The following is an 11,844-nucleotide window of genomic DNA, read 5'->3' as shown; positions in this document are numbered from 1 at the left end:
TGCGCTCCTCGGTGATGGTCAGGCCGTTCCAGAGCACGTCGACGCGCTTGCCGTTGAGCTCGGCTTCCTTGGCGCTCCAGTCGATCGGCTTGAAGCTGACTTCGAGGCCGCTGCGCTTGCCGGCTTCTCGGGCCAGGTCGATGTCGAAGCCGACCAGCTCGCCCTTGTCGTCGCGAAAGCCCATGGGCGGGAAGTTGTCGTCCAGGCCGATCACGATGGACTGAGCCGCCGCGGGCGCTGCCGCCTTGGAGACTTCAGGCTTCTTGCCACAGGCGGTGAGCACAGTGGCGGCGGCCAGCGTGGCCAGCGTGGCCAGCAGAATCGAAACGGTTTTCTTCATTGGACGTCCTGTCAGGATGGATGCGAGAGCGGCGACTGCCGACCGCCAGCCTTCAATTTTAACGATTCATGGCGGCCCAGATTCAAGCCTTGCGCTGCCAGACCGCGGCGAAGAAGCCGTCGCTGGCATGCAGATGCGGCCACAGGCGCAGGTAGTCGCCGCGCACGAGCGAATCAGCGGATTCGACCCCAGCGCGCGTCAGGAGTTCCCCGGCCGGCAGGGCAACGAAATCGCGCTGCGCGGCCGAGAAGGCCGCGGCGATGGCCTCGTTCTCCTCGCGCAGCAGGCTGCAGGTCGCGTAGACCAGGCGGCCGCCCGGCTTGACCAGGCGCGCGGCGCTGGCCAGGATGCGCGCCTGCAGCTCGGCGACTTCCGCGATGCCGGCCTCGCTTGATCGCCACTTGAGGTCGGGGCTGCGCCGCAGCGTGCCCAGGCCCGAGCAGGGCGCGTCGACCAGCACGCGGTCGGCCTTGCCGACCAGGCGGTCCAGCCGCGCGTCGCGCTCGTGCGCGATCGCCATCGGGTGCACGTTGCTCAGGCCACTGCGCCGCAGGCGCGGCTGCAGCGCTTCGAGCCGGTGCGCCGAGTTGTCGAAGGCGTAGAGCCGGCCGGTGTTGCGCATCGCGGCGCCCAGCGCCAGCGTCTTGCCGCCGGCGCCGGCACAGAAATCGATCACCAGCTCGTTGCGCTTGGCGTCGAGCAGCAACGCCAGCAGCTGCGAGCCCTCGTCCTGCACCTCGATGCTGCCGTCCTGGTAGCAGGGCAGCTGTTGCAAGGCGGCCTTGCCGGACAGGCGCAGGCCCCAGGGTGAGTAAGGCGTCGGTGCCGACGCGATGCCGGCGTCGAGCAGCTGCTGCTGCACGGCGGCGCGCTTGGCCTTCAGCGGGTTGACCCGCAGGTCCAGCGGCGCGCTTTCCTTGAGCGCGGTCGCCAGCGCGTCGAAGTCCGCGCCGAGCTCGGTCCGCAGCGCGGCGGCCAGCCAGTCGGGCAGGCCGTGGCGGCAGGCCACGGGCTGGTCGGCCGGCGGATTCGCTTCCAGCGCGCGGCAGGCGTCGAGCCAGGCCAGTTCCTCGGGGGTCGCGGCCTGGGCCAGGAATTCGGTCTGGTGGCGCAAGGCCAGCAGCGCCAGCGCGCGCGCCTTGGCCGAAGGCGCCGGCGCGGGCTTGGCGCCCTTGGCGGGCCGGGGCGTTCTCTGGGGCGCCGACGGCGCGGCCTTGGGGGCGGGCAGCTTCCTGAGCAGCCATTCGAGCAAGGGCTTCTCGCGCAGCAGCGCGTAGACGGCATCGGCCAGCAGCGGGCGCTCGCGCGAGCCCAGGCTGCGCTGCTCGCGGCAGTACTGGCTCACGGTCGCGTCGGCGGGATGGGCAAAGGTCAGGGTCTGCGCGATCAGTTCCGCGCAGTGGTCAATCAGGGCTTTCGGGTGCATGGCCGGATTGTCGTTGATGGACCGCCACAACGGGGCTCGGGGATAATCCGGCTCCATGTCTGACATCGTCTCTGAAGTGCGCCGCCGCCGCACATTTGCCATCATCTCCCACCCCGACGCGGGCAAGACCACGCTGACCGAGAAGCTGCTGCTGTTCTCGGGCGCGATCAACATCGCCGGCTCGGTCAAGGCGCGCAAGGCCGCGCGCCACGCCACCTCCGACTGGATGGAGATCGAGAAGCAGCGCGGCATCTCGGTCGCCTCCTCGGTGATGCAGATGGAATACCGCGACTGCGTGATCAACCTGCTCGACACCCCGGGCCACCAGGACTTCTCGGAAGATACCTACCGCGTGCTGACCGCAGTCGATGCCGCGCTGATGGTGATCGACGCGGCCAACGGCGTCGAGCCGCAGACCCGGCGCCTGCTGCAGGTCTGCCGCGCGCGCAACACGCCGATCATCACCTTCGTCAACAAGATGGACCGCGAGGTGCAGTCGCCGCTCGACGTGATGGACGAGATCGAGCGCGAGCTCGGCATGACGGTGGTGCCGTTCACCTGGCCGGTCGGCATGGGCAAGCTGTTCCACGGCGTGTTCGACCGCCGCACCGACCAGATGCGCGTCTACGCGGCTGGCGAGGACCGTGCCGGTGGCGACGAGGAGGTGCTGGCCGGACTCGACAACCAGACCTCGGCCGAGCGCTTCGGGGTCGAATGGAGCCAGGCCAAGGACGAACTGGAGCTGGTCGAGGGCGCCTCGCAGGCCTTCGACGAGCAGGCTTTCCTGGCCGGCAAGCAGACGCCGATGCTGTTCGGCTCGGCGATCAACAACTTCGGCGTACGCGAGGTGCTCGACGCGCTGGTTGACCTGGCGCCGCCGCCCGGCCCGAAACCCGCGATCCAGCGCGTGGTCGAGCCGACCGAGCCCAAGTTCAGCGGCGTGGTGTTCAAGATCCAGGCCAACATGGACCCGGCGCACCGCGACCGCATCGCCTTCGTGCGCGTCGCGTCGGGCCACTTCACGCGCGGCATGAAGCTGAAGGTCGTGCGCAGCGGCAAGGAACTGCGCCCCAACACGGTGGTGTCGTTCCTGAGCCAACGGCGCGAGCTGCTGGACGAGGCCTATGCCGGCGACATCATCGGTATCCCGAACCACGGCGTGCTGCAGCTCGGCGACACCCTGACCGAGGGCGAGACGCTGCAGTTCACCGGCCTGCCCTTCTTCGCGCCGGAAATCATCCGCAGCGTCGAGGTGGCCGACCCGCTGCGCGGCAAGCAGCTGAAAGCCGGCCTGACCCAGCTCGGCGAGGAAGGCGCGATCCAGGTGTTCCGTCCGATGGCCGGCTCGATCCTGATGCTGGGCGCGGTCGGCCAGCTGCAGTTCGAGGTGGTGCAGCACCGGCTGGAGGCCGAATACGGCGTCAAGGCCCGCATCACGCACAGCCCGTACCAGGTCGCGCGCTGGGTCACCTGCCCGCCCGAGAACGGCGGCGAGGTCGAGCTCAAGCGCTTCATCGACGCCAACATCCACCGCATGGCCTGGGACGCGGTCGACGCGCCGACCATCCTGGTCGACCACGGCGCCACGCTGCGCGCGGTGGAAGCCAACTGGCCCAAGATCCAGTTCCACGCCATGCGCGAGCACGCGGGGCTGGTGTTCCACAAGGCGGTGTGAGCACCAGAGCAGGCATGGCAGTTCCTACCTACGACCGGTTCATCGAGCCAATTCTGAGATTTCTGGCTGCCAGGCCGAACGGCGCGCCAGCCAGGGAGGCGCATGAAGCTACGGCAGAAGCACTCCAGATCACGGAAGCCGATCGACAGGAAGTGCTGCCAAGTGGCGCGCAACCGGTCTACAAGAACCGAGCGGGCTGGGCACACGACCGGCTCAAACGAGCTGGTCTATCTGACTGCCCGCGCCGGGGATACTGGCAACTTACCAGCCTGGGAATCAACTACGTGGCAGAACACCCAGACAGCTTGTCTGCTGATGAGTTGACCCACCTCGCCACCGGATACATGCGCGTTCAACTCGGAGCCAACAGCAAAAGCGGCTCTGATGCCTCGGCATCTTCCACGACATCACCTGTATTGACTGAAGCACTGCTGGGAAGCCCGGATGACCGATTGGGCCAGGCCTTGTCGGAAATGCGTCGCGCTGTCTCGGAGCAGGTGCTCGAAAGGCTCAGCACGGTTTCGCCCTCCTTCTTTGAAACCATCGTTCTCGACCTTCTGCACCGGATGGGCTACGGCGCCAAGCGCGACGACCTGCAACGCGTAGGTGGCTCAGGCGATGGCGGCATCGACGGAGTCATCTCGCTGGACAAACTTGGACTGGAAAAGGTCTACGTCCAGGCCAAACGCTGGCAAAGCTCGGTGGGCAGACCAGAAATCCAGGCCTTCTACGGTGCGTTGGCGGGTCAGCGTGCCAAGAAAGGCGTGTTCATCACCACTTCCTCGTACACAACGCAAGCAATCGACTTCGCCAGGTCGGTCGAGGGCATTGTGCTGGTCGACGGTGCGCGGCTGGCAGAGCTGATGATCGACCATGAGGTTGGCGTATCGGCACGAACGGTCAAGCTGCCAAAGATCGACAGCGATTACTTCGATGAGGATGCAGCATGAGCACGCAATCCATCCACCTGATCGGCGTCGAGTTCAGTCAGGCCGAGCGCGGCGTAGTGGAGTTCGAGGTTGATCAACTGGTGACGCGCGGTTGAGCCCGTGAATCTGATCCGCCCCATGCTGCCGGCCGACATCGCGTCGGTCCTGCGCATCCAGGCGCATTGCTATCTGCCCGACAACATCGAGTCCGAGGCCGTGATCCGCGCGCGACTGGCCAGCGCGCCCGACACGGCCTGGGTCGCCGAAGTCAACGGCGCGGTCTGCGCCTACCTGGTCGGCTACCGCAGCCGGCTCGGCAAGGTCGGCGCGCTCGGAGACGGTTTCGAGCCGGCCAAGGCACCGGACTGCCTCTATCTGCACGACCTCGCGGTCGGGCCACAGGCGCGCGGCCTGGGACTGGGGCCTCGGCTGGTGACCCATGCGCTGTCGCAGGCCAGGCGCGAAGGGCTGGCCTGGGCGGCGCTGGTATCGGTCCAGGGCTCGCAGGGGTTCTGGCGCCAACGGGGATTCGTGGCCAGCCAGCTGGATGATCCCGATCAGGCACTGGCGCTGGCCAGCTATGCGGGAGGACCGGCGTGCTACATGACACAGGCACTGCTGGACCTGACCGTATCATTTGATCAGACAGAACGATTCGCCTACAACCTCTGACCATGACATCCACAGCAATCTCACCGCAATCCGAAGCCGGCACGCCCAGCCGCACCCTGACCACCCTGGCCGGCAACCGCCAGCGCCTCGACGGCGGCGCCATGTTCGGCAACGCCCCGAAGGCGCTCTGGCAGCGCTGGATGCCGCCCGACGAGCACAACCGTATCGTGCTCGGCTGCCGTGCGCTGCTGGTGCGCGAACCCGATCGCAACATCCTGGTCGAGACCGGCATCGGCGCCTTCTTCGACCCCGCGATGAAGGAACGCTTCGGCGTCGAGGAAAGCGGCCATGTGCTGCTCGATCGCCTGACCGCGCTCGGACTGTCGGACGCCGACATCGATGTCGTGGTGCTGACGCACCTGCATTTCGACCATGCTGGCGGCCTGCTGGCACCCTGGTCCGAGGGACAGCCGCCGCGGCTGCTGTTTCCGAAGGCGCGCTTCATCACCGGACAGCGCCAGTGGCAGCGCGCCAGATCCCCGCACGCGCGCGACCGGGCGTCCTACATCCCCGAGCTGCTGGATCTGCTCGAAACCAGCGGCCGGCTCGAACTGCTGGCCGATGGCGCGACCTCGGCCACGCTGGGGCCGGACTGGCGCTTCCATGTCAGCGATGGCCACACGCCGGGACAGCTGCTGCCCGAGGTCGAGATGCCGTCCGGGCCAGTCGTGTTCGCGGGCGACCTGATCCCGGGCGCGCCCTGGGTCCATCTGCCGATCACGATGGGCTACGACCGTTTCCCCGAAGGCCTGATCGAGGAGAAGACCGCGCTGCTCGAAGACCTGCTGGCACGCAATGGCCGCGTCGTGTTCACGCATGATCCGGATGTCGCGCTGGGCCGCGTCAGCCGCGACGCCAAGGGGCGCTTCGGACTGAGCGAAAGTTCGGGCGAAGTCACCGACCTCGCCAATTGATGCAGGGCGGCGCGCGGCTCAGCGCGCTGCCGCCAGCAGCCTCTCCACCGCGCGCGGGTAGATCAGGTGCTCCTGCGTCAGCACGCGCGCGGCCAGCTGGTCGGCCGTGTCGTCGGGCAGCACCGGCACCACCGCCTGCTCCAGGTACTCGCCATGGTCGAGCTCGGCGGTGACGCGGTGCACGGTGGCGCCAGCGAACTTGCAGCCGTACTCGATCGCGCGCTGGTGCGTGTGCAGGCCCGGGAAGGCCGGCAGCAGCGAGGGGTGGATGTTGAGCATGCGGCCGACATAGCGGGCGACGAAGCCGGGGGTCAGGATGCGCATGAAGCCGGCCAGCACGACCAGCGCGGGTTGGCCGTTCGGGTCGAAGCCGTCGATCACGCGCGCGAGTTCGGCGTCAAACGCTTCACGGCTCGGGAAGGCCTTGTGATCAACCACCGCGGTCGCGATGCCATGCTGTTGCGCGAAGACCAGGCCCTTGGCGTCGGCCTTGTTGCTGATGACGGCGGCGATGCGGGCGCCGTATTTCTGCTGCCAGCCGCCCTGCTCGGCGGCCTTGACGATGGCGGCCATGTTGGAGCCGCCGCCCGAGATCAGGATGACGATGTTCTGTGGTGCAATTTGGGACATGCGGCGAGTTTAATGAAGCCGCCTTCCAACCGGACTGCCAGATGCTGAACTTCGAATCCACCCCCCTGAACGCCGCCGAGGCGCGCGTGCTCGCCACGCTGATGGAAAAGGCGCGCACCGTGCCCGACAGCTACCCGCTGACACTCAACAGCCTGCAGAGCGGCTGCAACCAGAAATCAAGCCGCGAGCCGGTCATGAACCTGAGCGAGGACGAGATCGCGCAGGCGATAGACGGCCTGCGCGAGCGCAGCCTGGTGTTCGAGAGCAGCGGTGGTCGCACCGCGCGCTACGAGCACAACTTCGAGCGCGCCGTCGGCGTGCCGAGTCAGGCCGCCGCGCTGCTGGGCCTGTTGCTGCTGCGCGGCCCGCAGACCGCTGGCGAACTGCGCCTGAACGCCGAACGCTGGCACCGTTTCGCCGACATCGGCTCGGTCGAGGTGTTCCTGGAAGAACTGCAGGAGCGCAGCCCGGACAAGGGCGGGCCGCTGGTCGTCAAGCTGGAGCGCGCACCCGGCGCGCGCGAGCAGCGCTGGGCGCAGCTGCTGTGCGGGCCGGTCGATGTGCAGGCCGCTGCAAGCTCTGCCGCACCGATGCCCGCCAGCACCAGCGCGAACGCGCAACTGCAGGCGTTGGCAGAGCGCGTCGCGGCGCTCGAAGCGCTGGTGGCCGAACTGCGGCAGCGCCTGGAGGCCGCCGGGGCCTGATTCAGGCGCTGCGAAACCAATCGCTGCGCGTCCCCCGCCCTGTCAGCCGGCCTGGCAGACCAGCTCCAAGTGCTCGACGGTCGGCGGCTGCGCGAAGAAGGGGCCGACGATGGCGCGCCATTCGGCGAAGGCCGGCGACTGGCGGAAGCCCACGGTGTGGTCCTCCAGCGTGGCCCAGAAGATGGTCAGGATGTAGCGGCCGGGTGACTCGATGCTGCGGTTGACCTTGTGGCCGCAATAGCCTTGCGCCTTGGCGATGACGCTGCTAAGGCCATGCTTGATCGCGACTTCGAAGTCGGCAGCTTTGGCGGGATCGATGCGGATGTCGGCGTGTTCAAGGATCATGGGAGAGCGGATGAGTGGATCATGAAAGGGGCGAGGCTGGCATCATAGCCAGCAGACCGGAACCGGCATGACAGGAAACGCGCGCCAGATATGTCAACATAGCGCGTTTGGTCGGGTTTCAGCGACCGCATCCTCCTATTGAGACAGCATGAAGATCATCCGAGGCCTGCACAACCTGCTGCGCCACCCGCAATCAGCCGGCCCCGGCTGTGCCTTGAGCATAGGCAATTTCGACGGCGTGCACCGCGGCCACCAGGCCATGCTCGCGCTGCTGATCAACGAGGCGCGCCACCGTGGCGTGCCCAGCTGCGCGATGATTTTCGAGCCGCATCCGCGCGACTATTTCGCGGCCAAGTTCAACAAGCCCGAGCTGGCGCCGGCGCGCATCGCCACGCTGCGCGACAAGCTGCACGAGCTGCGCCGCTGCGGCATCGACCAATGCGTGATCCTGCCCTTCGACGAGCGGCTCGCCTCGCAGCCGGCGCAGGCCTTCATCGACCAGATCCTGGTCGGCGCCTTGGGCGTGCGCTATATGCTGGTGGGTGACGACTTCCGCTTTGGCGCCCAGCGCCAGGGCGACTACGCGATGCTCGATGTAGCCGGCGCGCAACAGGGCTTCGACGTGGCGCGCATGCTGAGCTACGAGGTGCACGGCCTGCGCGTGTCGAGTTCAGCCGTGCGCGAGGCGCTGGCCGAGGGCCGGATGGAAGACGCCGCCGCGCTGCTGGGCCGCCCTTACGCGATCAGCGGCCATGTGGTGCACGGCGCCAAGCTCGGGCGCGAACTCGGCGCCAGCCAAATCGGCGCGGGCGACGGCTTTCGTACCCTGAATCTGCGCTTCACCCACTGGAAGCCGGCCGCCAGCGGCATCTTCGCGGTCCAGGTCCATGGGCTGGACCCGGCACCCGACGCGGCGCCGCTGATCGGCGTCGCCAACCTGGGCGTGCGGCCCTCGCTCGATCCGAACGACGTCAACGGCGGGCGCGTGCTGCTGGAGACCCATTGCCTCGAATGGCCCGAGCGCGTTCGCGCCGCGCTGGGCGGCAAGGAGGCCTACGGTAAAATCGTCAGGGTGGAGCTGCTGCACAAACTGCACGACGAACTCAAATACGACAGTCTGGACGCCCTGACGCGGGGCATCGCCAAGGACTGCGACGACGCGCGTGCCTTCTTTGCCTGCCAGGCAGCCCCTCTAGCCGCGCATGCCGCCCAGCGCCGCCAGACCACGCGCGACCGAATTTAACGCCCGCCCCGCCTGCAGTGCCGCATACCCCTGGACGGGCTCGGGGTGTCCGGCCATGGCCTGATGACCTCCTGCATTAGCGGGCCGAGCCTGTCACCGACCTCACATCCCGACCATGTCCGACGCCAACACCACCGACTACAGCAAGACGCTGAACCTGCCCGACACCCCCTTCCCGATGCGCGGCAACCTGCCGCAGCGCGAGCCGGGCTGGGTCCAGGGCTGGCAGGACGATGGCCTGTACCAGCAGCTGCGCGCCGCGCGCCAGGGGGCTCCGAAGTTCGTGCTGCACGACGGCCCGCCCTACGCCAACGGCCAGATCCACATCGGCCACGCGGTCAACAAGGTGCTCAAGGACATGATCGTCAAGGCGCGCCAGCTGGCCGGCTTCGATGCCCAGTACATCCCGGGCTGGGACTGCCACGGCCTGCCGATCGAGAACGCGATCGAGAAGCTGCACGGCCGCGGCCTGTCGCGCGACGAGATGCAGGCCAAGGCGCGCGCCTTCGCGACCGAGCAGATCGCGCAGCAGATGGCCGACTTCAAGCGCCTGGGCGTGATCGCGCAGTGGGACCAGCCCTACCGCACGATGGACTTCAAGAACGAGGCCGAGGAGCTGCGCGTCTTCAAGCGCGTGATGGAGCGCGGCTTCGTCTACCGTGGCCTCAAGCCCGTCTACTGGTGCTTCGACTGCGGCTCCTCGCTGGCCGAGTTCGAGATCGAATACCAGGACAAGAAGAGCGACACGCTCGACGTCGCCTTCCTGGCCGATGACAACGCCAAGCTGGCCGCCGCCTTCGGCATCGACGCGGCGCAGCTGAGCCAGGCCTTCGCGGTGATCTGGACCACGACTGCCTGGACCATCCCCGCCAACCAGGCGCTCAACGCCCACCCCGAGCTGGTCTACGCGCTGGTCGACACGCCCAAGGGCCAGCTGGTGCTGGCCGAGTCGCTGGTCGAGAAATGCCTGGAGCGCTACGCGCTCGAAGGCCGCGTCATCGCGACCGCCACCGGCGACCAGCTGGCCGGCCTGGCCTTCCGCCATCCGCTGTTCGATGTCGATGCCGGCTACCGCCGCCTGTCGCCCGTGATGCTGGCCGACTATGTCAGCGCCGACGACGGCACCGGCATCGTGCACTCGGCGCCGGCCTACGGCGTGGACGACTTCAATACCTGCGTCGCCCATGGCCTGGCCTACGACGAGATCCTGAACCCGGTGCAGGGCAACGGCCAGTACGAGGCCGAGCTGGCGCTGTTCGGCGGCCTCAACATCTGGAAGGCCTGCCCGATCATCATCGAGACGCTACAACACAACGGCCGCCTGCTGGCGACCAAGGCCATCACGCACAGCTACCCGCATTGCTGGCGCCACAAGACGCCGGTGATCTACCGCGCCGCCGCGCAGTGGTTCGTGCGCATGGACGAGGGCGACGGCATCTTCACCACCGACAAGGCGCCCAGGAGCCTGCGCCAGCTCGCGCTGGAAGCGATCGAGCACACCCATTTCTATCCCGAGAACGGCCGCGCCCGCCTGCGCGACATGATCGCCAACCGGCCCGACTGGTGCATCAGCCGCCAGCGTTCCTGGGGCGTGCCGCTGCCCTTCCTGCTGCATGTGGACAGCGGCGAGCCGCACCCGCGCACGCCCGAGATCATCGACCTGGCGGCCGAGGTGATCGAGGCCGGTGGCGTCGAGGCCTGGAGCAAGCTGTCGGTCGCCGACATCCTGGCGCGCATCGGCGACAGCGCCGACGCGGCGAGCTACAGCAAGAGCACCGACATCCTGGAAGTCTGGTTCGACTCCGGCTCGACCCACACCACCGTCCTGAAGGGCAGTCACGTCGGCGGCGCGCACGACCAGGGACCGGAAGCCGACCTCTACCTCGAAGGCCATGACCAGCACCGCGGCTGGTTCCACAGCTCGCTGCTGCTGGGCTGCGCGCTCCATGACCGCGCCCCTTACAAGGGCCTGCTGACGCACGGCTTCACGGTCGATGGCCAGGGCCGCAAGATGAGCAAGTCGGTCGGCAACGTGGTGGCGCCGCAGACCATCAGCAGCAAGATGGGCGCCGAGATCATCCGCCTCTGGGTCGCGATGACCGACTACTCGGGCGACCTCGGCATCGATGACAAGATCCTGGCGCGGGTGGTGGACGCCTACCGCCGCATCCGCAACACGCTGCGCTTCCTGCTGGCCAACATCAGCGACTTCGATGCCGCGACCGACACGGTGCCGTTCGACCAGCTGCTGGAAGTGGACCGCTACGCGCTGAGCCGCGCCTCGGCCTTCCAGGCCGACCTGCTGGCGCATTACCAGGTCTACGAATTCCACCCGGTGGTGTCCAAGCTGCAGGTCTACTGCTCGGAGGACCTGGGCGCCTTCTACCTCGACGTGCTGAAGGATCGCCTCTACACCACGGCACCCAAGAGCCTGGCGCGCCGCTCGGCCCAGACCGCGCTGCACCAGATCACCCACGCGATGCTGCGCTGGATGGCGCCCTTCCTGAGCTTCACCGCCGAGGAAGCCTGGGCCATCGTCGGTCACACGCCGTCGATCTTCACCGAGACCTACCTGCCGCTGGAAACCCCCAACGAGGCGCTGATCGCCAAGTGGAGCCGCGTGCTTGAACTGCGCGGACTCGTCAACAAGGCGATCGAGGAGCGCCGCGTCGCCGGCGAGGTCGGCTCCTCGCTGCAGGCCAATGTGGTGCTCACGCTGGGCGCCGAGGATCTGGCGCTGCTGCAGTCGCTCGGCGAAGACCTGAAGTTCGTCTTCATCGTGTCGGCGATCGAACTGGTGGCGGGTGCCGAGGTCGCGATCGAGGTCAAGGCCTCCGGCGCGCAGAAATGCGAGCGCTGCTGGCATTACCGCGACGATGTCGGCCACGACGAGACCCACCCGGGCATCTGCGGCCGCTGCACCAGCAACCTGCACGGCGCGGGCGAAACCCGCACCGTCGCCTGAG

The 11,844-nt window shown here is 67.7% G+C and carries 11 protein-coding genes; 7 read left to right on the top strand and 4 right to left on the bottom strand.

What is annotated here, in order from left to right:
* Positions 1-340 (bottom strand): transporter substrate-binding domain-containing protein (locus tag PHR85_RS14440; RefSeq protein WP_300055656.1); only part of this gene is annotated, 340 nt, incomplete at its 3' end.
* An 82-nt stretch (positions 341-422) separates the two neighbouring features.
* Positions 423-1,766 (bottom strand): RsmB/NOP family class I SAM-dependent RNA methyltransferase, encoded by a 1,344-nt coding sequence (locus PHR85_RS14435; RefSeq protein WP_300055654.1) that lies wholly within the window; start codon positions 1,764-1,766, stop codon positions 423-425.
* A gap of 55 nt (positions 1,767-1,821) precedes the next feature.
* Between PHR85_RS14435 and PHR85_RS14430 the strand changes: the two genes are divergently transcribed.
* The 4 genes from PHR85_RS14430 to PHR85_RS14415 all read left to right on the top strand — a co-directional run bounded on the left by PHR85_RS14430 (position 1,822) and on the right by PHR85_RS14415 (position 5,956).
* Complete coding sequence (locus PHR85_RS14430; RefSeq protein ID WP_300055652.1) at positions 1,822-3,441, top strand: peptide chain release factor 3; 1,620 nt, start codon at positions 1,822-1,824, stop codon at positions 3,439-3,441.
* Between the two features lie 14 nt (positions 3,442-3,455).
* The gene (locus PHR85_RS14425) at positions 3,456-4,391 is read left to right on the top strand and encodes a restriction endonuclease (RefSeq protein ID WP_300055650.1); all 936 of its coding nucleotides are present in this window, start codon (positions 3,456-3,458) and stop codon (positions 4,389-4,391) included.
* A gap of 99 nt (positions 4,392-4,490) precedes the next feature.
* Complete coding sequence (locus PHR85_RS14420; RefSeq protein ID WP_300055648.1) at positions 4,491-5,042, top strand: GNAT family N-acetyltransferase; 552 nt, start codon at positions 4,491-4,493, stop codon at positions 5,040-5,042.
* 2 nt (positions 5,043-5,044) lie between these two features.
* Entirely contained in the window at positions 5,045-5,956 is a 912-nt protein-coding gene (locus PHR85_RS14415) for an MBL fold metallo-hydrolase (RefSeq protein ID WP_300055644.1), read from the top strand.
* An 18-nt stretch (positions 5,957-5,974) separates the two neighbouring features.
* On the opposite strand, the gene purN is transcribed toward PHR85_RS14415, so the two are convergent.
* The gene (gene purN / locus PHR85_RS14410; RefSeq protein WP_300055641.1) at positions 5,975-6,586 is read right to left on the bottom strand and encodes a phosphoribosylglycinamide formyltransferase; all 612 of its coding nucleotides are present in this window, start codon (positions 6,584-6,586) and stop codon (positions 5,975-5,977) included.
* Positions 6,587-6,627: 41 nt separating this feature from the next.
* Between purN and PHR85_RS14405 the strand changes: the two genes are divergently transcribed.
* Positions 6,628-7,290 (top strand): YceH family protein, encoded by a 663-nt coding sequence (locus tag PHR85_RS14405; protein ID WP_300055638.1) that lies wholly within the window; start codon positions 6,628-6,630, stop codon positions 7,288-7,290.
* A 42-nt stretch (positions 7,291-7,332) separates the two neighbouring features.
* Here the strand turns inward: PHR85_RS14405 and PHR85_RS14400 are convergent, their stop codons facing one another.
* Entirely contained in the window at positions 7,333-7,635 is a 303-nt protein-coding gene (locus PHR85_RS14400) for an antibiotic biosynthesis monooxygenase (protein WP_300055635.1), read from the bottom strand.
* A gap of 148 nt (positions 7,636-7,783) precedes the next feature.
* On the opposite strand from PHR85_RS14400, the gene PHR85_RS14395 reads away from it, so the two are divergent.
* Complete coding sequence (locus PHR85_RS14395) at positions 7,784-8,878, top strand: bifunctional riboflavin kinase/FAD synthetase (RefSeq protein ID WP_300055633.1); 1,095 nt, start codon at positions 7,784-7,786, stop codon at positions 8,876-8,878.
* Positions 8,879-8,993: 115 nt separating this feature from the next.
* Positions 8,994-11,843 carry an isoleucine--tRNA ligase gene (gene ileS / locus PHR85_RS14390; RefSeq protein ID WP_300055630.1) on the top strand — a complete coding sequence of 950 codons (2,850 nt, stop codon included), beginning with the start codon at positions 8,994-8,996 and terminating at the stop codon, positions 11,841-11,843.
* Position 11,844 lies beyond the last annotated feature (1 nt).

Source organism: Malikia sp. (assembly GCF_028687635.1).
Lineage (GTDB): Bacteria > Pseudomonadota > Gammaproteobacteria > Burkholderiales > Burkholderiaceae_C > Malikia.
Note: the sequence above shows the minus strand (reverse complement) of the source record. Positions and strands in the feature narration are given on the sequence as shown.